Origin of the sequence: Nocardioides sp. BP30, assembly GCF_029873215.1 — a bacterium.
Lineage (GTDB): Bacteria > Actinomycetota > Actinomycetes > Propionibacteriales > Nocardioidaceae > Nocardioides.
Map to the genome: position 1 here is coordinate 943,275 of NZ_CP123620.1, position 24,685 is coordinate 967,959.

The window sequence follows — 24,685 nt, forward strand, 5'->3', positions numbered from 1 at the left end:
GTCGGGATAGTCCGGGGCGCAGATCAGCCCTACCGGCGGGATACCCCTGATGTCCGCCCCGGACTACCCCAACTCAACAGCGCTCAACGACCCCAGCAGCCGCAGCGAACGCGCCGTCTCCGATCCCGGTTCGGCGTGGTAGATCACCAGCAGCTGACCGCCCGAGTCGCCGATGGCGAGCTTCTCGCGGCGCAGCTCGAGTCGGCCGACGTCGGGGTGCTCCAGCTCCAGGAGGCCGCCGGCGAGGGGGCGTACGTCGTGCCGGGCCCACAGCTCGCGGAAGTGCTGGCTGGCCAAGGAGAGCTCACCGACCAGGGTGACGAACGCGGGGTCGGCGACCTCCGGGCCGAGCGAGACGCGCAGGCCGGCGACCATGTCGGCGACATCGCGCTCCCAGCGCGGGTTGCGGGCGCGGTCGTCGGGGTCGAGGAAGGTCGAGCGCAGCCGGTTAGCACCGGGCACGATGCTCGGGTAGAGGGCCGTCGCGAGCGGGTTGGCGGCCAGGACGTCGAAGGTCCGGCTCTCCACGAAGGCCGGCAGGGTCAGCGAGCCGAGCAGCTGCAGGACCCCGACCGGCACTCGCTGCTGCGTGCGCGGCGCCGTCCGGCGCTGCCGACCTGAGGCCGAGGGCAGACCGAGCAGGTAGGCGGTGGCGGTGGCGTCCAACCGCAGCACGCGTGCCAGCGACTCCAGCACCTGCGGCGACGGGTTGCGGTCGCGGCCCTGCTCCAGGCGCAGGTAGTAGTCGGCGCTGATCCCGGCCAGCGTGGCGACCTCCTCGCGCCGCAGGCCCGGCGTACGGCGGACGCCGCTGACCACGATGCCGACCGACGTCGGGTCGACCTGGGCACGGCGGGCACGCAGGTAGTCGCCGAGGGGATTCACCACGCTGACACTCTAGGCGCCGCGGCAGTCCCGATCCTGGTCCTGCCACCCCCAGGATCACCAGGGCTCTCCCGCCCGCTGGATCGACCGGGCAGGGTGGAGGACATGGCAGAACAACTTGGTGGAACCTACTCCCTCGGTGACCTCACCGTCCCGCGCGTCGGATACGGCGCGATGCAGCTCGCCGGCCCCGGCGTCTTCGGGCCGCCCCGCGACCGCGACGAGGCGATCGCGGTGCTGCGCACGGCCGTCGAGCTCGGCATCCGACACATCGACACCGCCGACTTCTACGGGCCGGTGGTGACCAACGAGATCATCCGCGAGGCGCTGGCGCCGTACGCCGACGACCTGGTGATCGTGACCAAGGTCGGCGCGCGTCGCGACGACCAGGGCGGCTGGCCGCACGCCCGCTCGCCGGAGGAGCTGCGCCAGCAGGTGCACGACAACCTCGAGCACCTCGGCCGCGACGTCATCGACGTGGTCAACCTGCGCGTCGGCGGCCTCGACGCGCCCGAGCCGGGCTTGATCGCGGAGATGTTCGAGGCACTGGCCGAGCTGCGCGAGCAGGGCCTGATCCGCCACCTCGGGCTGAGCACGGTCGACGCCGAGCAGCTCGCCGAGGCCCAGCAGATCGCGCCGGTGGTGTGTGTGCAGAACTTCTACAACCTCGCCCACCGTGCCGATGACGACCTGGTCGCGCTGACCGCCGAGCAGGGCATCGCGTTCGTGCCCTACTTCCCCCTCGGGGGCTTCTCGCCGCTGCAGTCCGGCGCCCTGGACGCCGTCGCCGCACGGCTCGGCGCGACGCCGTTGGCGGTGGCGCAGGCCTGGCTGCTTCAGCGCTCACCGAACATCCTGCTCATCCCGGGCACCTCCTCGGTGGCGCACCTGCGCGAGAACGTCGCCGGCGCCCAGCTCGAGCTGCCGGCGGACGCGGTCGCCGAGCTCGACGCCATCGCCGGCTGACCGCTGCCCGTCCGCCGGAGACCACGCACTGTCAGTGGTCTCCGGCAGGATGGGCGCCATGGACGCAGTGCAGGGTGAGGACGGCATCGGCCGCTGTCCGTGGGCAGGTGGCCCGGGGCCGATGCGGGACTACCACGACACCGAGTGGGGCTCGCGGGTCGACGGCGAGTCAGCCTATTTCGAGCGGCTGACGCTGGAGGCGTTCCAGTCCGGGCTGTCGTGGTCGACGATCCTGGCGAAGCGCCCCGCGTTCCGTCGCGCCTTCCACGACTTCGACGCCGAGAAGGTCGCCGCCTTCACCGACGAGGACCACGCCCGGCTGATGGCGGACGCCGGCATCGTCCGCAACCGGCTCAAGATCAGCGCGACCATCACCAACGCCCGCGCGACCGTCGCGCTGCGCGAAGCCGAGGGTCTCGAGGCGCTGGTGCTCGCTCACATCCCGGCCGGCCCGGTCGATCACGGCGCCACGACGTCGCCGGAGTCGATCGCGCTCTCCAAGGCGTTGAAGCGGCGTGGCTTCGTCTTCGTCGGACCGACCACGATGTATGCGCTGATGCAGGCGATCGGGATCTTCGACCCCCACCTGCCGGGCTGCTTCCGCGCCGGCCTCAGCCCAGCGCAGCAGCCTCCGCAGCCAGCGCGGTGACCCGGTCCCAGTCGCCGGTCGCCAGGGCGTCGGCGGGAGTCAGCCAGGTGCCGCCCACGCAGCCCACGTTGGCCAGCTTCAGATAGTCGGGTGCCGTCGCGAGCCGGATCCCGCCCGTCGGGCAGAACCGGGCGTCCGGCACCACCGTCGGCAGCGAGCCGAGGTACCCGACGCCGCCGGAGGCCTCGGCCGGGAAGAACTTCATCTCGGTGTATCCGGCTTCGAGCACGGAGAGCACCTCGGAGACCGTGGCCGTCCCGGGCAGGAACGGCAGGCCGGTGTCGGCCATCGCCGACAGCAGCGAGGGCGTGAGCCCCGGCGAGACCAGGAAGCTCGATCCTGCCTCGGCGGCCTGCTTGGCGCGGGCCGGCGTGGTGACAGTGCCGGCACCGACGACGATGTCGGGCACCTCGGCGGCGATCGCGCGGATCGCGTCCAGCGCGGCCTCGGTGCGCAGCGTCAGCTCGATGACCTTGATCCCGCCGGCCACCAGCGCCCGCGCGACGCCGACGCCCTGCTCGGCCGAGTCGACGACGACGACCGGGATGACAGGCGAGAGCGAGAGCAGGGACGTGGCGGACGGCTCAGACAAGGGAGGGCTCCTGGGAGGTGGTGACGAGCGGGAAGACGGAGGCGCCGGTGTCGGCCGAGCCGACGGCTGCGCGGAACGAGGCGAACAGCTCGCGGCCGGTGCCCGTCACGTCGATCGGAGCGCTGCCGGTGGCCTCGCGCCGGGCGAACTCGGCGGGGTCCACCGCGATCGAGAGCGTGCCGGCATCGGCGTCGACGGTGATCACGTCCCCATCCTGCACCCGCGCGAGCGGGCCGCCGAGCGCGGCCTCCGGGGTGACGTGGATGGCGGCCGGGACCTTGCCGGAGGCGCCGGACATCCGCCCGTCGGTGACGATGGCGACGCGGTGCCCGCGATCCTGGAGTACGCCGAGGGCAGGGGTGAGCTTGTGCAGCTCGGGCATGCCGTTGGCCGCCGGCCCCTGGTACCGGATCACCGCGACCAGGTCGTGGTCGAAACGGCCCTCGGCGAAGGCAGCCAGGAAGTGCGCCTGGTCGTCGAAGACCAGCGCGGGCGCTGTCACCACGCGGTGCTCGGCGGCCACGGCCGAGGTCTTGATCACGGCGGTGCCGAGCTCGCCGTGCAGCACCCGCAGCCCTCCGTCGGCCTGGAACGGGTCGAAGGCCGGTCGCAGCACCGCCTCGTCGAAGGACCGGGTGGGCCCCTCGCGCCAGATCACCTCGCCGGTCTCGTCGAGCACCGGCTCGGTGCAGTAGCGGGACAGGCCGCGCCCGAGGATCGTCTCCACGTCCTCGTGGATCAGGCCGTGCTCGAGCAGCGTGCGGATGAGGAAGGCGATGCCGCCGGCGGCGTGGAAGTGGTTCACGTCGGCCGAGCCGTTGGGGTAGACCCGCGCCAGCAGCGGCACCACGGCGGACAGGTCGGACAGGTCCGCCCAGGTGAGCTGGATGCCGGCGGCGCGCGCCATCGCGACCAGATGCATGGTGTGGTTGGTCGAGCCGCCCGAGGCCAGCAGCGCGATGCAGGCGTTGACGATGGCACGCTCGTCGACCAGCTCGCCGATCCCGGGGCCACCCTCCAGGGTCAGCTCGGTCGCGCGCGTCGCCGCGGCCCGGGTGAGCGCGTCGCGCAGTCCGGTGTCGGGGTTGGTGAAGGAGGCGCCGGGCAGGTGCAGCCCCATCACCTCCATCACCAGCTGATTGGAGTTCGCGGTGCCGTAGAACGTGCACGTCCCGCGCGAGTGGTACGAGGCCGACTCGGCCTCGAGCAGCTCCTCGCGACCGACCTTGCCCTCGGCGTGCAGCTGGCGAACCTTCGCCTTCTCGCCGTTGGGCAGCCCCGACCTCATCGGCCCGGCAGGCACGAAGACGGTCGGCAGGTGGCCGAAGGAGAGGGCGCCGATCATCAGCCCGGGCACGATCTTGTCGCACACGCCGAGCATGAGCGCGCCGTCGAACATGTCGTGGGAGAGGGCGATCGCCGCCGACATCGCGATCACGTCGCGGGAGAAGAGCGACAGCTCCATGCCGGCCCGGCCCTGGGTGATGCCGTCGCACATCGCCGGAACGCCGCCGGCGACCTGCGCGATGCCACCGGCGCGCAGCACCGCCCTCTTCAGCACCGGCGGGTAGTCGGCGTAGGGGGCGTGCGCGGAGAGCATGTCGTTGTAGGAGGTGACGATCGCGACGTTCGGCTTGGCGCCGGCGCCGCGAGCGGTGACCTTGAGCAGCTCCTTGTCGCCCGCGTCGGCACCGGCGAAGCCGTGGGCGAGGTTGGCACATCCCAGCCGGCCGCGAGCGGGGCCCTCCTCGGCGGCGGCGCGGATCCGCGCGAGGTACGCCGTACGCGTGGCAGCCGAGCGTGCGATGAGCCGGTCGGTGACGGCGGCGATGGTCGGGTGCAGCGGTGCCGCGTGCACCGACGTCGGGGGAGTGGTCATGTCAGGACTCCTGCCAGGATCGGCCGTCGCGCTCGATCAGCGTGAACGACGCGGTCGGTCCGGCCGAACCGGCCGGGTAGGTCTTGGGCGGCACCGCTGAGCTCTCCCAGTGCCGCAGGATCGGCTCGCACCACGCCCAGGCGGCCTCGACCTCGTCGCGTCGCATGAAGAGCGTCATGTTGCCGCGCACGACGTCCATCAGCAGCCGCTCGTAGGCGTCGGGTGAGCGCTTGTCGAAGGCGCTGGCATAGCTGAGGTCCAGTGAGACCGGCTTGAGCCGGTAGCCACCGGGGCCGGGCTCCTTGGCGTTGAGGTGGATGCGCATGCCCTCCTCGGGCTGCACCTGGATGGTGAGCCGGTTGGGCTCGGTGGCTCCCTCGCGCTGGCGGAAGGGGTCGTACGGCGCGTCCTTGAACACGACCACGATCTCGGAGGCCCGGCGGTCGAGCCGCTTGCCGGTGCGCAGATAGAAGGGGACTCCAGCCCAGCGCCAGTTCTGGATCTCGGCGCGCAGCGCCACGTAGGTCTCGGTCAGGGAGGCGTGCCCGGCCTCGCCCAGCTCCTCGACGTACCCGGGAACGGGCTCGCCCGCGACCCAGCCGGCGGCGTAGCGGCCGCGGACGGTGTCGCGGTCGACGTCCTCGGGCCGCATCGGGCGCAGTGCCTGGAGGACCTTGAGCTTCTCGTCGCGGACGTCCTCGCGGCCTCCGCCGATCTCGATCGGCGGCTCCATCGCGACCAGGCACAGCAGCTGGAGGAGATGGTTCTGCACCATGTCGCGCAGCGCACCGGACCGGTCGTAGTAGCCGGCCCGTGCGCCGGCACCGAGCGTCTCGCTGACGGTGATCTGGACGTGGTCGATCGAGTGGCTGTTCCACAGCGGCTCGAGGAAGGTGTTGGCGAAGCGGGTGACCAGCAGGTTCTGCACCGACTCCTTGCCCAGGTAGTGGTCGATGCGGAAGATCTGGGACTCGTCGAACACGCTGCCGACCACGTCGTTGACGGCGCGCGCGGAGGCGAGGTCGTGACCGATCGGCTTCTCCAGCACCACCCGGGCCGGGGCCTCGGCCAGGCCACCGTCGCCGAGGTGGCGGCAGATGGGGCCGAACAGCGACGGCGCGACGGCCAGGTAGAAGACCCGGACGGTGTCGTCGGCGCCGTGCTCGGCGCCGGGCCGGTCCTTGAGCGTGCCGAACAGGGAGTGCCAGTCGTGGTCGTCCTCGACGTCGACCGAGACGTGGTGCAGTCGGGCGAGGAGGCGCTCGACGGCGCCGAGGTCGTGGTGCTCGGGAGCGACGTGCTCGGCGAGCGCGAGGCGCACCTGGGCACGGTAGGCGTCGTCGTCGAGCTCGCTGCGCGAGACGGCGATGACGCGGGTGTCGGCGGGGAGGCGGTCCTCGATGTCGCACTGGTACAGCGCGGGCAGCAGCTTGCGCAGCGCAAGGTCTCCGGTGCCACCGAAGACGACGAAGTCGCAGGCGTCTGGCAGGTCCATGTGACTACGCTCCCATTGATTTTGGATCGATACAAGCAGGACATCGGTCTTTTTGTGACATAAGTGGGGCTCTATGATCCCCCGCATGTCCGAGATGGCAACTGCCGGCGAGGTGCTCGAGCTGGTCCGTACCGGTCAGGCGAGCACCCGCACCGACCTGCGTCGCTTGACCGGCCTCTCCCGTACGGCGGTGGTGGCGCGGGTCTCCGCCCTCATCGACGCCGGTCTGATCGTGCTCGGCGAGGAGCTGGCCTCCACCGGCGGCCGGCCGCCCGGCGCACTGGTGTTCAACCACGACGCCGGGGTGGTCCTCGGCGTCGCCGTCGGACGCAGCCGCAGCCAGCTGGCGATCTTCGACCTACAGGGCCGGGAGCTGGCCGGCGACACCCGCGACCACGGCGTCGGCATCGCCGCCGAGGAGCTGATGCCGCAGCTGGCCGAGCGGCTCAGCGCGATGCTCGCCACCGTCGAGCCACCGGTGCTCGGGATCGGGATGAGCCTGCCGGGCGTGGTGGATCCCGTCCGCTGCGTCAGCGTCGACTCGCCGGTCATGGGCGGATGGGACGGCGTCGAGCTGGCGCCGTACTTCAAGACGGTCGCCGATGCCCCCCTCTTCCTGGCCAACGATGCCGACGTGCTCGCCCGCTCCGAGCTGTTCGGTCCCGGTCCCAAGCCCCGCAACGCGCTCGTGGTCAAGGCGTCCACCGGCCTGGGGATGGGCGTGATCGCCGACGGCAAGATCCTGGCCGGCGCGATCGGCGCCGCCGGCGAGATCGGGCACACCCGCCTCGACGCCGCCGGCGACCTGCCCTGCCGGTGCGGCTCCAACGGCTGCCTGGAGACGGTCGCGGCGGGCTGGGCGCTGGTCGCGCGGCTGGTCGACTCCGGTGTCCCGGCAGGACACGTGCGCGATCTGGTCGCCTCGGCGCTGGCCGGTGACGCTGTCGCCCGCGGCCTGCTGCGCGAGTCCGGCCGCCAGCTCGGCGAGCTGCTGGCGATCGCTATCAACCTGCTCAATCCCGAGGTGGTGGTGGTCGGCGGTGACATGGGCCAGGCCTTCGACCTCTACACCGCCGGGGTGCGGGAGAGCGTCTACGCCCGCTCCACCGCACTGGCGACCCGCGACCTGCGCTTCCTGCCCGCCATCCACGGGGACTCCTCGGGCCTGGTCGGGTGTGCGGCACTGGCGATCGACCACATCCTGGCGCCCGGCAGCGTGGACCAGCGGCTCGGCACCGTGGACAGCACCGAGGACTGAGCAGCCGCGTGATCGTCGGTCTGCTCTGGCTGCTGGCCTGCCAGCTCGTCGGCGAGGTAGTGGTCCGGCTCACCGACGTACCCATCCCGGGTCCGGTCGTCGGGATGGTGCTGCTGTTCGCGGTGCTGCGCTGGCGGCGCACCGGGGACGACAGCCCGGTCGTCCGCGCCGGCGACCTCCTGCTCGGGCACCTGCAGCTGTTCTTCGTGCCGGCCGGAGCCGGTGTCGTCGTCTACCTGACGGAGCTGCGTCAGCACGCGCTGCCCATCGCGGTGGCGCTGCTCGGCACCTGGCTGGTCGGGCTCGCGGTCGTCGGCTGGACGGTCACGCTGATGATGCGCAAGCGCGACCGAGGCGACGGAGGCGACGGAGGCGACGGAGGCGACGGTGTCGTCCTGGGTCGCGGGCCGGAGGAGGTCGAATGAGAGTGCATGAGACCTGGAGCTGGCTGCACACCTCCCCGCTGCCGTGGCTGGTGCTCACCCTCGCCGCCTACGAGCTGGGCCGCCGCCTCCGGGCCCGGACCGGACATCCGCTCGCCCAGCCGGTGCTGATCGCGCTGGTGATCGTGTGCGTCACGATCGAGGTCACCGGCACCAGCTACGCCGACTACCGCTCGGCCACCGATCTCATCGCGTTCTTCCTCGGCCCGGCCACCGTCGCCCTCGCCATCCCGCTGCACCGCCAGACCCACCGGCTGCGCGGCCTCGCCGTACCCATGCTCCTGGGGCTGCTCGCCGGCACCGTCGTCTCGACCGCCGGCGGCATCCTGCTGGTCCGGTGGTGCGGCGGCGGCGAGGCCCTCGCCCGCACCATGGCGCCCAAGGCGACCACCACGCCGGTGGCGATCGCGCTGGCCGACCGATTCGACGGCGTCGCGGCGCTGGCGGCGGTCTTCGCGATCGGGGCCGGCACGCTCGGCGCCGTCGCAGGACCCACGGTGCTGAGTCTGCTGCGCATCCGCGAGCACCGTGCCCGGGGGCTGGCGCTCGGCGCCGTCTCGCACGGGATCGGTACCTCGCGGGCGCTCCACGACGACCCGATCGAGGGCGCCTTCGCCGGGCTCAGCATGGGCGTGACGGCCCTGCTCACCTGCCTGGTGCTGCCCGTCGCGGTGGCGCTGATGCTCTGAGTGCACCTGCGGCGGCGGCGTGTTAGTCCCGACACGGAACCTCCGCCAGGGATCGAACCCGCTAGTAACGTGAACGCATGGAGCGCCTGCACACCTTCACCGACGATGCCCTCGGCGACCTCGACGCGGTCGGGGTGGCCGAGGCGATCGCGGCCGGCGAGCTCAGTGCCCAGGAGGCCGTCGAGGCCGCGATCGACCGGATCGAGCGGGTCGACGGTGCGCTGAACGCCGTCGCCCTGCGGATGTACGACCAGGCCCGTGACCAGGCCCGCGATGTGGCCCGTGACCTGGCTCGGCACCAGCGCACCGGCGCCTTCGCCGGCGTCCCGACGCTGATCAAGGACAACGTCGACCTCGTCGGCCTGCCGACCCAGCACGGGACCGACGCCTACGTGGCGACCAACGCCCGGCGTACCGGCGACTTCGCGCAGATGTTCCTGACCACCGGTGTCATCCCGGTCGCCAAGAGCCGGCTCTCGGAGTACGGCTTCTCCGGCACCGCCGAGCATCCCCGGCTCGGTGCGGTGCGCAGCCCGTGGGACACCGCCCGGGTCGCGGGCGCCTCCTCGGCGGGCTCGGCCGCGCTCGTGGCCGCGGGGGCGGTGCCGTTCGCGCACGGCAACGACGGTGGCGGCTCGATCCGCATCCCCGCCTCGGTCAACGGCCTGGTCGGGCTGAAGCCCTCCCGCGACCGGGTCGCGCAGGACGCCTACTTCCGGCTGATGCCGATCCGGCTGGTCGCCGACGGCGTCCTGACCCGCACCGTGCGCGACACCGCCGCGTTCCTGCGCGAGGCGGAGCTGATCAAGCCGGCCTCCGGGCTGCGACCCATCGGCGACATCGGCGGCCCCAGCCGGCGGCGGCTGCGGATCGCCGTATGCACGTCCGCCGATGGGCGTTCGGCGAGCCCGGAGGTGAGCGACCTGACCCTGAAGACCGCCCGCCAGCTCGAGGAGCTCGGGCACCGCGTCGAGGAGGTCGAGCCGCCCGTCCCGACAGGTATCGGTGTCGACTTCGTGACCTATTGGAGTCTGCTGGCCAACCTGGTCATCCGCAGCGGCGGCCTGCACGGCTCGACCTGGGACGCCACCAAGCTGGACAACCTCACCATCGGGCTGGCGCACTACTCCACGCGCAGCGTGCGGCGGCTGCCCGGCGCCGTCCGTCGCCTTCAGCAGGCCCGGGCCCTCGCCGAGGAGTTCCACCAGACCTACGACGCGGTCCTCACCCCGACGGTGGCCGCCGAGACGCCGGAGGTCGGACACCTCGATCCCACCCAGGACTTCGAGGAGATCCTCGACCGCCTGATGGCCTGGGTGGCGTTCACGCCGTGGCAGAACATCACCGGGCTGCCGGCCGTCTCGCTGCCGCTGCAGACCACTGCCCGCGGGCTTCCGCAGGGCATGATGTTCGGGGCCGGCATCGGCCGCGAGGGGCTGCTCCTGGGGCTGTCCTACGAGCTCGAAGAGGCCTTCGGTTTCGCCCGGATCCAGGACTCCTGAGGGCCGAAACGGAGCCTCCGAGCGGCCAGCGGCCTCGATTTGGCACCGCGAACGAGCATCTGTACTGTTCTCGTCGTTCGCCCCTTTAGCTCAGTCGGCAGAGCGTCTCCATGGTAAGGAGAAGGTCTACGGTTCGATTCCGTAAAGGGGCTCTGGGTAACGGAAGCCCGTCGGAGCGATCCGACGGGCCTTCCTGATGCCCGCCCTGGCGGGGTAGCTCAGGTGGTTAGAGCACACGACTCATAATCGTGGTGTCGCGGGTTCGAGTCCCGCCCTCGCTACCACAGAGCCCGAATCTGGGGCAGCCGACAGCAATGACCGAAGGACTTCAAAGTGGCCAGCAAGAGCAGCGACGTTCGCCCGAAGATCACTCTCGCCTGCGTGGAGTGCAAGGAGCGCAACTACATCACCAAGAAGAACCGCCGCAACGACCCCGATCGTCTGGAGCTGGCGAAGTTCTGCCCGCGTTGCCGCTGCCACCGCGCGCACCGCGAGACCCGCTGACAGCACGCTGATCAGGGGAGACCGGCCACGGTCCTCCCCGGCAGCGGTCTGCGATGCCCCGGCCGACCGGTCGGGGCATCGCTGCGTTCGCCGCACCCGCGTCCCCGACGCATTTCGGGGACCGAGCGGTAACCGCTAGCGTCGGGCGGCATGGACCCCTCCGTCGTCGACCGGACGTTCCCGCCCGTCGGGCCCTACGTCGTCAGCGCCGCCAAGGTGGCCGAGTTCGCCACCGCCACCCAGTGGCGCGGCGCCGGCGTGCCACCGACCTTCCCGATCCTGCTGCTCAACGACGCGATGCTGGCCTTCCTCGCCGACGTCGGCGCGTCGCTGGAGCGGATCGTGCATGGTGAGCAGCGCTTCAGCTACCGCCGGCCGGTCGCCGTAGGCGACGAGTTGACCGCCACACTGCGCGTGGCCAGCCTGCGCAGCCTGGGCGGCGCCGACGTGATCGGCACCCTGTCGACCATCACCGACGCCGCCGGCGACCTGGTCTGTGAGGCCAAGGCCACCCTGGTGCACGCCGGCGGGGAGGGGAGCGAGGGATGACCGAGGACCTCGAACCGCAGCGGTTCACCCTCACCCGCGCCGACCTCGTCCGGTACGCCGGAGCGTCGGGCGACTTCAACCCGATCCACTGGTCGGACCGAGTGGCCGGTGCCGTCGGGCTGCCCGGCGTGATCGCGCACGGCATGCTCACCCTCGGGCTGGTCGGCTCCGCCGTCGCAGCCTGGACCGGCGAGGCGGAGGTGCTCGAGCTGGGGGCGAAGTTCACCGCGCCCGTCGTCGTACCCGATGACGAGCAGGGCGTCGTGGTCGAGGTCGTCGCGACGAAGGTGACCCGCACCGAGGAAACGACGACCATCGCGATGGAGGTGCGTTGCGGCGCCGACAAGGTGCTCGGCATGCCCAAGGCGGTCGTGCGTGGCTGACACCGCTGGAAGGCGGCTCGCCGAGCACACCACGCTGCGCCTCGGCGGCCCGGCGAGGTCATGGGTCGTCGCTACCACCGAGACCGAGCTGATCGAGGCCGTCTCGGCCGCGGACGCCGCCGGTGAGCGGGTGCTCGTCCTGGGCGGCGGAAGCAACGTGGTGGTCGCCGATGCCGGCTTCCCGGGCACGGTCGTCGCGGTCGCCACCCGTGGCATCCACAGTGACGCCGAGCCCAGTCCGCAAGGGGGCTCCGACCCGACCTGCGGCGGCGCCATGGTGACGGTGGCCGCGGGAGAGCCCTGGGACGAGGTCGTCGCCACGGCCGTCGAGCGGGAGTGGATCGGCGTGGAGGCGCTCTCCGGCATCCCCGGCTCGACCGGTGCCACCCCGATCCAGAACGTCGGCGCCTACGGCCAGGACGTGTCGCAGACCATCGCCCAGGTGCGCGTGTGGGACCGGGTGCTGCGCGGCGTACGGACCTTCGCGGCTGCCGAGTGCGGCTTCGGTTACCGGCACTCCCGGTTCAAGACCGACCCGACGCGCCACGTCGTGCTGTCGGTGACCTTCCAGTTGCGGATCGGGACGCTCTCGGCACCCATCGCCTACGCCGAGCTCGCGCGGGCCCTCGGCGTCGAGGTCGGCGCGCGCGCCCCGCTGGGTGAGGTCCGCGCGGCCGTGCTGGGCCTGCGCCGGGCCAAGGGCATGGTCCTCGACGCCGCCGACCACGACACCTGGAGCGCCGGCTCCTTCTTCACCAACCCGGTCGTGCCGGCCGACCGGATACCCGACGGGGCGCCCGCCTGGCCGCAGGGCGACGGCACGGTCAAGACCTCGGCGGCGTGGCTGATCGAGCACGCCGGCTACGGCAAGGGCTACCCGGGCCACGGGCCGGTGTCCCTCTCGACCAAGCACACCCTCGCCCTCACCAACAGGGGTGGGGCGACCACGGCGGACCTGCTGAGCCTGGCCCGGGAGATCCGTGCCGGCGTGGCCGCCAGGTTCGGCATCGAGCTGGTCAACGAGCCGGTCACGGTGGGCGAGGCCCTCTGAGCGCTTGCGCACACTCCTAGCTGATTCTCAGCCTCCGATGGTGTGAGCGACAGGGCCGTAGGGCACCGTGGGGGCATGCCCACCTCCCTCGTCGCTTCGTCGCGCCCGCAGGTCGCCACGGCTCGCGAGGCCGTCGCCGCGCAGGAGCGGTGGCGGCTGGGCCGGCGGCCTGGCCTCGACGTCGTCCGCGGCGTCGCGATCCTGATGGTGATGATCAGCCACCTGCGCCACGGCTGGCGCTCGGAGGGCTCGATCGGGGTCAGCATCTTCTTCGTGCTCTCCGGTTTCCTGATCACGGCCCTGCTCCTGGAGGAGCGCCGCGAGACGGGTCGGATCGACTTCAAGGCGTTCTACGCGCGTCGCGCCCGCCGGCTGCTGCCCGCCATGGTGGTGATGATCGTGGTCGTCTCAGCGGTCAAGGCCCACCTCGGTGTGCCGTGGCGAGGCTCGATGGCCTCGGTGCTGCTCTACGTGAGCAACTGGGCCTACATCCACGGCGTGCGGATGACGTGGGTCCAGCACACCTGGAGCCTCGCGATCGAGGAGCAGTTCTACCTCGTCTGGCCGATAGTCCTGGTCCTGGTCCTGCGGCTGGTCAGGCCGATCCGGCTGGCGCCCGCCCTCGCCGTCCTGATGCTGGCCTCCACCGCTGTGCGCTGGTCGCTCTACGCCTCGGGCGCCCCCGCGCTGCGGGTCTACGAGGGCACCGACGCGCGCGCGGACGCGCTGCTCGCGGGCTGTGCGCTGGCGGTGCTGGCCCACAGCGGCGTCCGGCTGCCCCGGATCGACGTCATCGCGGCGGGCTGGGCGCTCGCGGCAGCCGTCGTGGTCGGGCTGGTCGCCAGCGACCTCAACCACAACGTCGTGGGTCCCACTGTCGGCCTCCCGCTCGGCATCATCCTCCTGCTCACCGGCCTCGCGATGCGCGGCGAGGGCCAGGGGTCGGCCGTGATCGCCTGGTTCGGCCGCCGCTCCTACGGCCTGTACCTGTGGAGCGTGCCGATCGCGCTGTCGGCGCCGTACTTCTTCCCCGGCATCGGCCTGACCGGCAAGGTCGCCCTCGCCGTCGCCTCGCTCGGCGTCGCCGAGCTGTCCTGGCGGCTGGTGGAGAAGCCGATCCTCGACCGGGGTCGCGCCCGCCGCTGATCCCCCAGAGTCAACGCCCGATCTCGGACCCGGAAGGACCTCATCCACCTCATGCGCGTCAAGACCCTGGTCGCTGCCGCCCTCGCGCTCGCGGGTACGGCCACGCTCGCCCAGCCGGCCGCCCACGCAGCGGGGCCACCGACTCCCGCCCCCGGTACCCACCTCATGATCGACGCAGCCTCGGCACCCTCACTCTCCACGGTGAAGACCTGGCAGCAGAAGTCTCCGTACGACGCCATCGGCGTCTACATCCCCGTCTCGTCGGCCGTCGACGACCGCTACGACAAGTTCCAGGCCAACCTGACCGCCGACTGGGTCAGCGCGGTCCGGGCCGGGGGCTGGCAGGTGCTGCCGATCTACGTCGGTCGGCAGGCGCCGGACAAGTGCACGACCCGGTCCTTCCACTACATCAGCAACAACGCCACCACCGCCGCCCAGCAGGGTCGCGACGCCGCCTCCGACGCGGCCGCCTCGGCCAAGCGACTCGGCCTGTCGGCAGCGGCGCCCATCGTCTACGACATGGAGGCCTACGACAGCGGCTGCAGCACGGCGATGCGGGCGTTCTACGCCGGCTGGACGGCCGAGCTGCACACGCTCGGTCGGATGTCGGGCATCTACGGCTCGCGCAACAGCACGATCACCGACGTCGCCGCCCTGCCCGCGCACGGCCAGGCCAGCCCCGACGTCGTCTGGGTCGCGACCGCCAGCGGGCAGGCGCAGACAGCGACGCTGCCCCCGCTCCCGGACGGCAGCTGGAACGGCAAGCGGCTCAACCAGTTCAACCTCGGCGTCACCCGCAGCTACGGCGGCGTCTCGATCAACGTGGACGAGAGCGCCGTCGACGACTACGTCTGGGACACCACCGCGCCGACTGTCACCATGCCGACGATCGCACCGGCGACCGGCAAGGCCAAGGTGAGCGTGGACTGGACCGGCGCCGACACCGGCGGCAGCGGCGTGGCGCACTATCAGGTCCGCACCCGCGATGTCGGCTTCGGCAAGGCCCTGGGAGCGTGGAGCAAGGCCAAGACGGTTAAGGGCAGCGTGAGACGCGCCAAGCTCAGCGCCGGCGAGCAGTACTGCATCAAGGTGCGCGCCACCGACCGGGCGGGCAACACCAGCGCATGGTCGCGCAGCGTCTGCACCACGCGGTACGTCGACGATCGGCGTCTCAGCCCGAGCAAAGGCTGGCACAAGGCCCACAATGCCGCGGCGTACGCCCGCACCACGACCGTGGCCAGGCACAAGGGCCGCACGCTGAGCACCGGGAAGGTGCACGCCCGCTCGATCGGCGTGGTGCTGCGCGGAACCGGCACGGTGAACGTGCTGATCGGTCACCACAAGGTCGGCACCGTCAGCGGCAGCGGGCTGGTGTGGCTGCACCTGAGCAGGACCCACCACGGCGTGGTGCGCCTCAAGACCGTCTCCAAGCAGAAGGTGGCGATCGACGGATTGGCGCTCGCGCAGGTCTGAGTCGCGCGGTCCGGGGCGTTGGTTTCGACCCTCAGGGGTCGAAACCGACGCCCCGGCATGCATCGGCGGGTTAGCCTCGCTGCGTGTCTCGGATCCCGATCGGTCTCCTCGCGCTCGTCGTGGTGCTGCTGAGCGCTGTGCTCGCCGCTGCGCCGGTGCATGCCGCCTCCGCCGCCGGGACGCCGAGTGTCACTGTGACGCCGACAGTGGGCGACGAGATGACCGCCTTCCGCGGGACCGGCACGGGCTTCACCCCGAGCACCTCGGCCGACGTGAGCGTCGAGGTCAACGGCAATCCGTTCACCGGTTCGTACACCAAGACCCGGAGGATCAGCGCTGCAGGCGGTTTCGTCGATTGGGTCTGGGTATGGACCGAGGGCGACCCGTACGGCACCTACACGTTCACCTTCACTGACTCGGTGAGCCACCAGGCCGCCATCGCGATGGTGACGATCAAGCACACGGCGACCGGGCCCAAGCCGGCCGCTGGGACGCACCTGATGGTCGACACCGCCTCGGCACCCGCCCTCGCGACGGTGCAGGCATGGCAGTCGACGGCACCGTACGACGCCATCGGCGTCTACGTCCCGGTCGACCAAGCCGTCGACAACCGGCACGACAAGGTCCAAGGCAACCTGACGCAGTCCTGGGTGAGCGCCGTGCAGACCGGTGGTTGGCACGTGCTGCCGATCTACGTCGGCCCTCAGGCGCCCGACGCCTGCCAGTCCGGCTCGTTCCACGGCATGAACGCCGATCCCGCGGTCGCGCAGACGCAAGGGGTCGCTGCGGCCGATGACGCGGTCGGAGGAGCGAACCTGCTCGGCATCGATGCGGCGATCCCGGTCGTCTACGACATGGAGTCCTACACCCCCGGTTGCAGCGCAGCAGTGCAGGCCTTCCTGCTCGGCTGGACCACCGAGCTGCACCGGCTCCACCGCCCCGCTGCCGTCTACGGAGGAGCCTCGTCGGTTGCCACCGACCTCGCGGCGGCCGCCGACGGCGACCCGGGATACGTGCTGCCAGACCTCTTCTGGGCGGCGACGGACAACCGTCGGGCGGCGATCGACTCCGTCAAGGACCTGCCGCCGGAGAGCTGGAAGGTCGCCAACCAATACATCTTCGGCGTCACGCGCACCTACGGGGCGACCTCCTTGACCGTTGACGAGTCGGCCGTCGACGCATCGGTGTGGCCCAGCACGCGATCGGATCCGGTCCCCGACACCACGGCGCCCATCGTCTCCGTGGCCGATGTGCCGAGGCTGATCGGCACGAGCCAGGCCTCCTTCACCTGGTCCGGCGTCGATGCCGGCACCGGCATCGCGTCGTACCAGGTCCGCACCCGGCGCACCGCCGGCGGTCATGCGGCCGGTGCCTGGAGCGGCGCGGTGGCGGTACCGGCCACCACCCGGAGCCGGACGGAGAAGGTCCGCGCGGGGGAGCAGGTGTGCGAGCAGGTCCGCGGTGTCGATGTGGTCGGCAACGCCTCGGACTGGACCCTGCCCGCCTGCACCAGCCGGCTCGACGACGACCGCTCGGCCGCGCCCGGACCCGGCTGGCACCGCAAGCACGCGGCCACCGCCTACCGGCGCACGCTGACCACCACCACCCGCGCGCACGCCGTGCTCACCCTGGGGCGTACGGCGGGCGGTCGACTCGCCGTCGCCATGACCGGCCGCGGCTCCCTGGTCGTGAAGGTCGCAGGCCACCGCGTCGGCGCCCTGCACGGCAGCGGCACGCACTGGCTCGGCCTGCCCCGGAAGGGCAAGGTCACCTTGACCACGTCGAACGGCCGCAGGGTCTCGGTCGACGGCTTCGCCCTCACCCCTCGCTGACCCCTCACGTCGAGACGTCACCTCTCGCGGGTCGAGTGTCCACCCGCCGGCGGACACTCGACCCGCGAAAGGTGACGTCTCGGCCTGCTATCCGCGTTCGCCGACCCGCCACGCCCCCGAGTTGTTGTCGAACGCCGGGATGCCGCGGGTCTGCCGGACGAAGCCCCATGCGAGCGGGCCGAGCAGCAGCATCGCACCGGCGATGATCAGCAGCGCGTTGGAGCCCGCCCCGAGCATCTTGGCGCCCGACATGGTGAGCACGATGACGATCCCGCGCCGGATCACCGACTGGGAGACCCAGCGCGCCATCCGCGAGCCGAGCAGGGTGCCGGGTGAGCCGCCGACGATCAGCGGGATCAGCACCGACCAGTCCACTCCGTGGTTGATCCACTGGCCGATCGCGGCCGAGAGCACCAGGGGTACCGCCTGGACCAGATCGGTCCCCACCAGCTTCACCGCCGAGAGCGTCGGGTAGAGCAACAGCAGCGCGATCATGATCACCGAGCCGGAGCCCACCGAGGTGATGCCGACCAGCAGGCCGCCGACGGCGCCGATAGCGATCGTCAGCAGGGGGCGGATGCGGGGGTCGCCCTCGGGCGCGGTGTTGCCGCTGGTGACGTGGCGCAGCTGGAGATACATCCGCAGCGTGTACGTCGCCGCCGCGAACAGCAGCGCGTAGCCCAGCGCGGTCTTGAGGAACGCCTCCTGGTCACCCACCCAGCGGGTGATGAACGTGCCGAGGAAGGCGAACGGGACCGAGCCGATCATCAGGAACCCGGCCAGCCGCAGGTTGGGCGAGCCGTGCCGCCAGTGCACGGCGGCCCCGACGCTCTTGTTGACCGAGGCGGCGACCAGGTCGTTGGCCACGGCCGTGCTCGGATTGATCCCGAGCAGGATCAGGGCAGGGGTCATCAGCGCACCGCCGCCCATGCCGGTCAGGCCGACGACGATGCCGATGCCGAAGCTGACGAGCAGGACGTCCAGCGCCGAGGTGGTGAAGAGATCGTGCACCCTACGACTTCTTCCGTTGATCGATTCAGTTGGTTTCGGTGCCCGAGGCTAGCCGATCAGCGCGTCAACGGTTCGTCCTGCTCAGCGCCGGCAGCACGGTCGCCAGCAGGCGGCCGATGTGCTCGGCGGCGGCAGCCGCCGCCTCCGGTCCGCGCCGATAGGGGTCGGGTACGTCGAGGGCGGGGTCGGCATGTCCCCGCGCCGAGGCCAGCCGCTCGACCACCTCGGTGGGGGCCAACCCGGGCTCGAGCCGCCCGATCGCCTCGGCCGCCTGGCCGAGGGTGAACACCTTGCGGAACAGGTCCGGGTGGTCCTGGAGGAGGTAGCTGCGCTGGGCGGCCTCGGCGGTCAGGACGAGATCGGCCCGGTCGAGCAGGTCGCGGCTGACGGCACGGCTGCGGAAGTCCCCGGCCTCGATGCCGTCGCCGAGCACCTGGACCATGGCTGCGTCCATCGGCTTGTCGTCCCAGCCGTGCGTGCCGGCACTGCTGAACTCCAGCCCCGCGGTCCCGGCGAGCCGTCGCGCGGTCAGCTCCATGAACGGCGAGCGGCAGATGTTCGCGGTGCAGACGAAGAGGACCTTCAGCGGCTCTTCGCCGGGTGTGTCACCGGGCCCATCACCGGGCTCGGCGGTGGTGGCAGGGCCCACCTCGAGATCGAGGTAGCCGGCGCTGCGCAGTGCGACCAGCACGTCGTCGAGCGCCTCCTCGATGGTGCGGCCGGTGGTGTCGACCCGGACATCGGCGTCCTGGGGCACCTCGTACGGCGAGGAGATGCCGGTGAACTCGGGGATGACCCCCGCCCGCGCCTTCGCATAGAGCCCCTTGCGGTCGCGCCGCTCGCATTCCTCCAGGGGCGTCGCCACGTGGATCAGGAAGAACGCCCCGCCCGCCTCCTCGACGTACCGGCGAACGTCCTGCCGGGTGGCGTCGAACGGCGCGATCGGGCTGCACACCGCCACCCCGCCGTGCCGGGAGATCTCGGCGGCGACCCAGCCGATCCGGCGGATGTTCGTCTCGCGGTCGGCCTTGGAGAAGGTCAGCCCCGCCGAGAGGTTGCGGCGTACGACGTCGCCGTCGAGCGAGGTGACGGTGCGCTGGCCGGTCTCGAGCAGCCGGTCCATCAGCGCACGGGCCAGCGTCGACTTGCCGGAGCCGGACAGACCGGTGAAGAAGAGCACCAGGCCCTGGGCGTCGCGAGCGGGCCGGTCGGCCTCGACGATGGCCGCCACCTCGTCGGGGAAGTCCTCGCCCGGGGCGTCGTCGTCGGCACCGGCCCCCTCGACGAAACGGCCGCTGAGGGCTCGCACCGGGTCGGCACCCGCGTACGCCGTCACCGCGTGCACACCGAGAGCGTGGTCGGCCTCCGGGTCGCCGTGGGCGGCCAGGGGTACGGCGATCACCGCCGCTTCGGGCAGCTGCCTCGCGGCGGCCAGGGTGGCGCGGAGCAGCGCCACGGCCGAGAGATCCGGTGTGCCGTCGCCGACGAGCGCGAGCAGGGCGATCGGACCGAGCGGGGCCAGCTCGGCCAGCTCGGCGCGGGTCAGGGGGCCGGTCACGGGGACGAACGTGCGTCCGGCGTACTGCTCGCGAGCCTGCGCGGGCGACAGGTAGAGCCTGCGGAACGGGCCGTAGGCCGGCGTCGCCAGCGGGGTCACCGTGCCGGCCGGCCAGGCGACCCGCGCCAGTGGCAGGCCCTCGGGGTCGACGAGCTCCACCGCGCCGGCCTCGAGGGCGGCGCTCGCGACATCGTCCGGAAGCGTCAGCGTGACCACGCTGCCGGGCGCGTTGAAGCCGTTCGGCAGCGCGCCGTGGGCGATCAGCTCGAGGTCGTCGAGCTCGCGGGCGGTGGGGCTGAACTGGGGCGCGTCGGGCACGGCCGTCAGTCTCCCACGCGGGTCCTCGTAGGGTTTGGGCATGTCCGTACCCCTCGTCGAGATCGTCCGCTCCGGCTTCGTCGAAGGCCACCACCACGGCTCGGTCGTCGCCCTCGACGCCGACGGCTCGCTCGCCTGGTCGCTGGGCGACGTTGCCAGCCAGATCCTGCCGCGCTCGGCGAACAAGCCGCTGCAGGCCCTCGGCATGCTCGGCCTCGGGCTCGACCTGCCGCCGGACCTGCTGGCGCTGGCGTGCTCCTCGCACAGCGGTGAGCAGATCCACCTCGACGGCGTACGGCGCCTGCTGGCAGAGGCGGGGCTCGCGGAGATGGCGCTCGGCAACATCCCCGACTACCCGCTGGCACCGGAGGTGAGGGAGGCCTGGATCAGGGCGGGTGGTGAGCCGACGAAGCTGGCGCAGAACTGCTCGGGCAAGCACGCGGCCATGCTCGCCACCTGCGTCGCCCGCGACTGGCAGCTCTCCGGCTACTTCGAGCCGGACCACCCGCTCCAGCGCGGCATCCAGCACCGCTTCGAGGCGGTCACCGGCGAGACGGCCCGGATCACCGTCGACGGCTGCGGTGCGCCGCTGCTCTCGACCTCGCTGGTGGGGCTCGCCCGTGCCTACCAGCTGCTGGCGACCGCCACCGACGGCGACGCATGGCGGATCGCCGAGGCGATCCGCCGGCATCCCGAGCTGGTGTCGGGGACCACCCGCGACGAGTGCCGGCTGCTGCGGGCGCTCCCCGGGGCGATCGGCAAGTTCGGCGCGGAGGCTGTCTACGCGGTGGCGCTGCCCGACGGTCGCACGGTCGCCCTCAAGATCGACGACGGCGGCGACCGGGCGCGGCCGGTGGTGATGGCCGCGGCGCTCGCCCGGCTCGGCATCGAGGCCGAGGAGGTGGCCGCCACCGGACGTCACCTCCTGTACGGCGGAGGCGTGGTCGTCGGGGAGCTGCGGGCGCTGCTCTAGGGCGCGCCGGTACCGCACCGGTGTGATCCTGCTAACTGTGCTTGCATTTTGCTAGCAAGAGTTAGCAAGATGGGAAGCATGGTCAAGAGCAGGGTCGGCAAGACCGTCGAGTCCCTGGGGGAGTACCTCCGGGAGCAGCGGGTCGCTGCGCAGCTCTCGCTGCGTCAGCTTGCCGACCAGGCCGGTGTGTCCAATCCGTACCTGAGCCAGATCGAGCGCGGCCTGCGCAAGCCCTCCGCCGAGGTGCTGCAGCAGATCGCCAAGGCTCTGCGGATCTCGGCCGAGCAGGTCTACGTCCGGGCCGGGATCCTCGATCCCGACGAGGACCGTGGCAGCTCGGTCGAGCTGGCCGTCCTGGCGGACAGCCGATTGACGGAGCGACAGAAGCGTTCCCTGCTCGACGTCTATGCGTCGTTCCTCGCCCTCAACAGCCGTGTCGACGACGCGGAGACGACCCAAGGAGAATCCTGATGCCGAAGCTCGAGCTGCCCAAGATCGACCTCCCGAAGATGGAGCTGCCCAAGCTCCCCAAGGTCGACCTGCCCAAGCTGCCGACGCTGGCCGACCTGAAGAAGGTGGACCTGCCGACGCTGGCCGACCTGAAGAAGGTGGACCTGCCGACGTTCGCTGACCTGAGGAAGGTGGAGCTGCCCACCGTCGGCGGCGTGCGCACCCAGGTCGCCAACGCGACCCACGTGGTCACCTCCCTGGACGCGAAGGCCATCGTAGCCCGGCTGCGCAGCCGCACCGCAGACGTGATCGCGCCGACCGCTCCGGCGACCAAGTCGGCCGCCAAGAAGGCTCCGGCGGGCAAGCCGGCCTCGTCGAGCTCCACCGGCGCCGCGAAGAGCTCGCCGACCAGGAAGGCGGCCGCCAAGCGGACCACCGCTGCCACGACGGCTGCGAAGAAGGCCCCGGCCAAGAAGACCACCGCGAAGAAGACCGCGCCCGCGAAGAAGGCCTGACTCCCGGCTTCACACCCCTCGGCCCCGCGAGCGAACGCTCGCGGGGCCGAGGGCTCTCACGACTAGGATGGGTCGTATGGAAGGCATCTTCGAGGTCCAGAGCAACATCATGTTGCTGGTGCGCCTGGCTGTCCTGGCCGTCGTCATCTTCGCCTTCATCAGCAGCCTGACGTACTCGGCGGAGGCCTACCGGGCCGCGGGCAAGTGGTCCAAGCAGGGCTGGACCATCGTGCTGGGGATCGCTCTGGTGCTGCAGTTCGTCCCGATCGGCATCATGCTGATCCAGCTCGGCCTCCTGATCGCCGCGCTGGTCTTCCTGGCGGACGTTCGTCCGGCGCTCAGCTCGCTGCGCCGGCGCTGAGGCAGCGCCGAGGGCTGCTCCTCAGCCCTGTCGACCGTAGTCGTCCTCGAGCCGGACGATGTCGTCCTCGCCGCAGTAGTCGCCGCGCTGCACCTCGACGATGACCAGCAGCTCGTCCTCGTCGTTGACGATCCGGTGCGGCATGCCGATCGGGATGTCGACGCACTCGCCGGGCTCGCTGATCACCGTCTCGCCGTCGATGACCGAGGAGGCCCGGCCGGTCACGACCACCCAGTGCTCCGAGCGATGGGCATGGGTCTGGTAGGAGAGTCGCGAGTGCGGCAGCACCTCCAGCCGCTTGACCTTGAAGCCGTCGCCCTCGTCGAGGATGTGCCAACTGCCCCAGGGGCGGGTGTCGGACTCACCGATCATCGTGTACAGCTCTCCCAAGACGCGTGCCTAGCCACCGGAGCAGTCTAGGGGCTCGGATCAGGACCGGTGACCCTCTTCGGCACGTTGCCGCGCCTCCCAGGCGCTGGCGACCATCGCCCGCAGGTCGTGCCGCATCCGCCACTCGAGGTCGCGGGTCGCCAGCTCGCCGCTCGCCACGATCCGGGCCGGGTCGCCGGGACGGCGCGGGCTGATGGTGGGAGTGAAGTCGATGCCGGTCACCTCGCGGATGGTGTCCATGATCTGTCGCACGCTGACGCCCTCGCCGGAGCCGAGGTTGTAGACCGGCTCCAGCGCCTCGCCGGCGAGCAGCTTGCGGGCGGCGACGACGTGGGAGCGCGCCAGGTCGGCGACGTGGACGTAGTCGCGCACGCAGGTGCCGTCCGGCGTGGGGTAGTCGTCCCCGTTGATCCGCGGCGTCTCGCCCTTGGCGAGGGCGTCGAAGACGAGCGGGAAGAGGTTGTGCGGGCTGGTGTCGTAGAGCCGCGGCGAGCCCGAGCCGACCACGTTGAAGTAGCGCAGGCTGGTGTGCTTGAGACCGTGCGCACGCGCCACGTCGGCGATCAGCCACTCGCCGATCAGCTTGCTCTCGCCGTACGGGCTCTCGGGGTGCGTCGGCGTCTGCTCGGTGACGAGGTCGACATCCGGGCTGCCGAAGGTGGCGGCGCTGCTGGAGAAGACCAGGTTGTCGACGCCGGTGCGCAGCATCGCCTCGAGCAGGGTCGCTGTCCCCTGGACGTTCTGGGCGTAGGTGTGCAGCGGGCGCTGCACCGAGACGCCGGCGTACTTGAACCCCGCCAGGTGGATGACGCCCTCGACCTCGTGCTCGCGCAGGGTGCGCTCGACGACCTCGCCGTCGAGAAGCGTGGCCTCGACCAGCGGCACGTCGTCGGGCACGAACTGCCGCAGGCCCGAGGACAGGTCGTCGACGACGACCGGCGCCATGCCTGCCTCCTGCAGGGCCGCAACCACGTGCGAACCGATGTATCCAGCGCCTCCGGTGACCAGCCACGTCATGGCGCTCATCCTAGGGTGGTGGTCATGGTGTCCACCCTGCTCGCCCTGGTGCTGGCCGTCGTGGGGACGTTCTCGGCCGACCTCCCCGGTGCGGTGGCGAGCACCCCGCCCGCGCGTGCGGCCGCCCCGCTCGCGGGACGGATCGTGGTGATCGACCCCGGCCACCAGCTCGGCAACAGCCGACACCTCGCCCAGATCGACCGGCTGGTCTGGATCGGGAACGGCCGCAAGCCGTGCAACACCACGGGCACGGCGACCCATGCCGGGTACCCGGAGGCGACGTTCGCCTGGCGGGTCGCGCAGCGGATGAAGAGGCGGCTCGAAGGGCTGGGTGCGCGCGTGATCCTCACCCGTCCCGCCAACAGCACCGCCCTGTGGGGGCCGTGCGTCGACGTCCGCGGTCGCCGCGGCAACGCCGTCCACGCCGACGCCAAGATCAGCATCCACGGGGACGGCAGCTACGCCGCCGGAGCGCACGGCTTCCATGTCATCTACGCCCCCGACAACGGGCTGACGGCCGATACCTATCGGGCCTCACGGGCGCTCGCTCTCGACACCCGCGCCGCGCTGGGGCGGGCCGGCTTCGCGCGAGCGAACTACGTCGCGGGTGGCGACGGCCTCGACGTCCGCTCCGACCTGGGCACCCTCAACCTGTCCGACATGGCGACCGTGATGGTGGAGTGCGGCAACATGCGCAACGCCGCCGACGCGGCCCGGATGACCTCGGCCCACGGTCAGCGTCGCTACGCCCGGGCGCTGGTGAGGGGCGTCCGCAGCTACCTGGCGGCCCGCTAGG

At 71.6% G+C, this 24,685-nt stretch carries 26 protein-coding genes and 2 tRNA genes; 20 read left to right on the forward strand and 8 right to left on the reverse strand.

Annotated features, from left to right (window positions below; genetic code table 11):
• Positions 1 to 63: 63 nt before the first annotated feature.
• The gene (locus P5P86_RS04310) at positions 64 to 888 is read right to left on the reverse strand and encodes a helix-turn-helix domain-containing protein (protein ID WP_280610057.1); all 825 of its coding nucleotides are present in this window, start codon (positions 886 to 888) and stop codon (positions 64 to 66) included.
• A 102-nt stretch (positions 889 to 990) separates the two neighbouring features.
• On the opposite strand from P5P86_RS04310, the gene P5P86_RS04315 reads away from it, so the two are divergent.
• Together P5P86_RS04315 and P5P86_RS04320 are read left to right on the forward strand one after the other, a co-directional pair.
• Positions 991 to 1,851 (forward strand): oxidoreductase, encoded by an 861-nt coding sequence (locus tag P5P86_RS04315; protein WP_280610058.1) that lies wholly within the window; start codon positions 991 to 993, stop codon positions 1,849 to 1,851.
• A gap of 58 nt (positions 1,852 to 1,909) precedes the next feature.
• Positions 1,910 to 2,500, forward strand: coding sequence for a DNA-3-methyladenine glycosylase I (locus tag P5P86_RS04320; RefSeq protein WP_280610059.1), 591 nt, complete (start codon positions 1,910 to 1,912; stop codon positions 2,498 to 2,500).
• Here the strand turns inward: P5P86_RS04320 and eda are convergent.
• From eda to zwf, 3 genes are read right to left on the reverse strand one after another with little or no spacing between them, the layout of a single operon-like run.
• Positions 2,463 to 3,092, reverse strand: coding sequence for a bifunctional 4-hydroxy-2-oxoglutarate aldolase/2-dehydro-3-deoxy-phosphogluconate aldolase (eda, locus tag P5P86_RS04325; RefSeq protein WP_280610060.1), 630 nt, complete (start codon positions 3,090 to 3,092; stop codon positions 2,463 to 2,465). The two genes, P5P86_RS04320 and eda, sit on opposite strands and share 38 nt — an antisense overlap.
• On the reverse strand, positions 3,085 to 4,971 hold the full coding sequence (edd, locus tag P5P86_RS04330) for a phosphogluconate dehydratase (protein WP_280610061.1): 1,887 nt from the start codon (positions 4,969 to 4,971) through the stop codon (positions 3,085 to 3,087). Before edd ends, eda begins: the two co-directional genes overlap by 8 nt.
• 1 nt (position 4,972) lies before the next feature.
• On the reverse strand, positions 4,973 to 6,466 hold the full coding sequence (gene zwf / locus P5P86_RS04335; RefSeq protein WP_280610062.1) for a glucose-6-phosphate dehydrogenase: 1,494 nt from the start codon (positions 6,464 to 6,466) through the stop codon (positions 4,973 to 4,975).
• 85 nt (positions 6,467 to 6,551) lie between these two features.
• On the opposite strand from zwf, the gene P5P86_RS04340 reads away from it, so the two are divergent.
• From P5P86_RS04340 to P5P86_RS04400, 13 genes are all read left to right on the forward strand, one after another.
• The gene (locus P5P86_RS04340) at positions 6,552 to 7,724 is read left to right on the forward strand and encodes an ROK family protein (RefSeq protein ID WP_280610063.1); all 1,173 of its coding nucleotides are present in this window, start codon (positions 6,552 to 6,554) and stop codon (positions 7,722 to 7,724) included.
• A gap of 8 nt (positions 7,725 to 7,732) precedes the next feature.
• A complete protein-coding gene (locus P5P86_RS04345; RefSeq protein WP_280610064.1) occupies positions 7,733 to 8,149 on the forward strand; it encodes a CidA/LrgA family protein in 417 nt (138 codons plus the stop codon).
• Positions 8,146 to 8,856: an LrgB family protein gene (locus P5P86_RS04350; RefSeq protein ID WP_280610065.1), complete on the forward strand. Its 711-nt coding sequence runs from the start codon at positions 8,146 to 8,148 to the stop codon at positions 8,854 to 8,856. The genes P5P86_RS04345 and P5P86_RS04350 overlap by 4 nt, the downstream gene beginning before the upstream one ends.
• Positions 8,857 to 8,933: 77 nt before the next feature.
• Positions 8,934 to 10,358 (forward strand): amidase, encoded by a 1,425-nt coding sequence (locus P5P86_RS04355; protein ID WP_280610066.1) that lies wholly within the window; start codon positions 8,934 to 8,936, stop codon positions 10,356 to 10,358.
• Between the two features lie 79 nt (positions 10,359 to 10,437).
• A tRNA-Thr gene (locus P5P86_RS04360) sits at positions 10,438 to 10,510 on the forward strand.
• A 55-nt stretch (positions 10,511 to 10,565) separates the two neighbouring features.
• Positions 10,566 to 10,642, forward strand: a tRNA-Met gene (locus P5P86_RS04365).
• A 49-nt stretch (positions 10,643 to 10,691) separates the two neighbouring features.
• On the forward strand, positions 10,692 to 10,862 hold the full coding sequence (gene rpmG, locus P5P86_RS04370) for a 50S ribosomal protein L33 (RefSeq protein ID WP_280610067.1): 171 nt from the start codon (positions 10,692 to 10,694) through the stop codon (positions 10,860 to 10,862).
• A gap of 150 nt (positions 10,863 to 11,012) precedes the next feature.
• Entirely contained in the window at positions 11,013 to 11,411 is a 399-nt protein-coding gene (locus P5P86_RS04375; RefSeq protein WP_280610068.1) for an FAS1-like dehydratase domain-containing protein, read from the forward strand.
• Entirely contained in the window at positions 11,408 to 11,794 is a 387-nt protein-coding gene (locus P5P86_RS04380; protein ID WP_280610069.1) for a MaoC/PaaZ C-terminal domain-containing protein, read from the forward strand. The genes P5P86_RS04375 and P5P86_RS04380 overlap by 4 nt, the downstream gene beginning before the upstream one ends.
• Positions 11,787 to 12,845: a UDP-N-acetylmuramate dehydrogenase gene (locus tag P5P86_RS04385; RefSeq protein WP_280610070.1), complete on the forward strand. Its 1,059-nt coding sequence runs from the start codon at positions 11,787 to 11,789 to the stop codon at positions 12,843 to 12,845. The genes P5P86_RS04380 and P5P86_RS04385 overlap by 8 nt, the downstream gene beginning before the upstream one ends.
• Positions 12,846 to 12,920: 75 nt before the next feature.
• Positions 12,921 to 13,991 carry an acyltransferase family protein gene (locus P5P86_RS04390; protein ID WP_280610071.1) on the forward strand — a complete coding sequence of 357 codons (1,071 nt, stop codon included), beginning with the start codon at positions 12,921 to 12,923 and terminating at the stop codon, positions 13,989 to 13,991.
• A gap of 51 nt (positions 13,992 to 14,042) precedes the next feature.
• Entirely contained in the window at positions 14,043 to 15,464 is a 1,422-nt protein-coding gene (locus tag P5P86_RS04395) for a glycoside hydrolase domain-containing protein (RefSeq protein WP_280610072.1), read from the forward strand.
• A gap of 83 nt (positions 15,465 to 15,547) precedes the next feature.
• Positions 15,548 to 17,296, forward strand: a complete 1,749-nt coding sequence (locus tag P5P86_RS04400; protein ID WP_280610073.1) for a glycoside hydrolase domain-containing protein — start codon at positions 15,548 to 15,550, stop codon at positions 17,294 to 17,296.
• Positions 17,297 to 17,383: 87 nt separating this feature from the next.
• Here the strand turns inward: P5P86_RS04400 and P5P86_RS04405 are convergent, their stop codons facing one another.
• Positions 17,384 to 18,307, reverse strand: a complete 924-nt coding sequence (locus tag P5P86_RS04405; RefSeq protein ID WP_280610074.1) for a sulfite exporter TauE/SafE family protein — start codon at positions 18,305 to 18,307, stop codon at positions 17,384 to 17,386.
• A gap of 64 nt (positions 18,308 to 18,371) precedes the next feature.
• Complete coding sequence (cysC, locus tag P5P86_RS04410; RefSeq protein WP_280610075.1) at positions 18,372 to 20,183, reverse strand: adenylyl-sulfate kinase; 1,812 nt, start codon at positions 20,181 to 20,183, stop codon at positions 18,372 to 18,374.
• A gap of 40 nt (positions 20,184 to 20,223) precedes the next feature.
• On the opposite strand from cysC, the gene P5P86_RS04415 reads away from it, so the two are divergent.
• The 4 genes from P5P86_RS04415 (at position 20,224) to P5P86_RS04430 (ending at position 22,482) form a co-directional block, all read left to right on the forward strand.
• Entirely contained in the window at positions 20,224 to 21,156 is a 933-nt protein-coding gene (locus P5P86_RS04415) for an asparaginase (RefSeq protein WP_280610076.1), read from the forward strand.
• 78 nt (positions 21,157 to 21,234) lie between these two features.
• On the forward strand, positions 21,235 to 21,627 hold the full coding sequence (locus P5P86_RS04420) for a helix-turn-helix domain-containing protein (protein ID WP_280610077.1): 393 nt from the start codon (positions 21,235 to 21,237) through the stop codon (positions 21,625 to 21,627).
• Positions 21,627 to 22,121: a hypothetical protein gene (locus tag P5P86_RS04425; RefSeq protein WP_280610078.1), complete on the forward strand. Its 495-nt coding sequence runs from the start codon at positions 21,627 to 21,629 to the stop codon at positions 22,119 to 22,121. Before P5P86_RS04420 ends, P5P86_RS04425 begins: the two co-directional genes overlap by 1 nt.
• A 76-nt stretch (positions 22,122 to 22,197) precedes the next feature.
• Positions 22,198 to 22,482: a DUF2516 family protein gene (locus tag P5P86_RS04430; protein WP_280610079.1), complete on the forward strand. Its 285-nt coding sequence runs from the start codon at positions 22,198 to 22,200 to the stop codon at positions 22,480 to 22,482.
• A 21-nt stretch (positions 22,483 to 22,503) separates the two neighbouring features.
• Here P5P86_RS04430 and P5P86_RS04435 read toward each other — a convergent pair whose 3' ends face one another.
• Together P5P86_RS04435 and galE are read right to left on the reverse strand one after the other, a co-directional pair.
• Positions 22,504 to 22,872: a phosphomannose isomerase type II C-terminal cupin domain gene (locus P5P86_RS04435; RefSeq protein ID WP_280610080.1), complete on the reverse strand. Its 369-nt coding sequence runs from the start codon at positions 22,870 to 22,872 to the stop codon at positions 22,504 to 22,506.
• A gap of 39 nt (positions 22,873 to 22,911) precedes the next feature.
• Complete coding sequence (gene galE / locus P5P86_RS04440; protein WP_280610081.1) at positions 22,912 to 23,889, reverse strand: UDP-glucose 4-epimerase GalE; 978 nt, start codon at positions 23,887 to 23,889, stop codon at positions 22,912 to 22,914.
• 24 nt (positions 23,890 to 23,913) lie between these two features.
• Here galE and P5P86_RS04445 point away from each other — a divergent pair, with 24 nt between their 5' ends.
• Positions 23,914 to 24,684, forward strand: coding sequence for an N-acetylmuramoyl-L-alanine amidase family protein (locus P5P86_RS04445; RefSeq protein WP_280610083.1), 771 nt, complete (start codon positions 23,914 to 23,916; stop codon positions 24,682 to 24,684).
• Position 24,685: the final 1 nt, after the last annotated feature.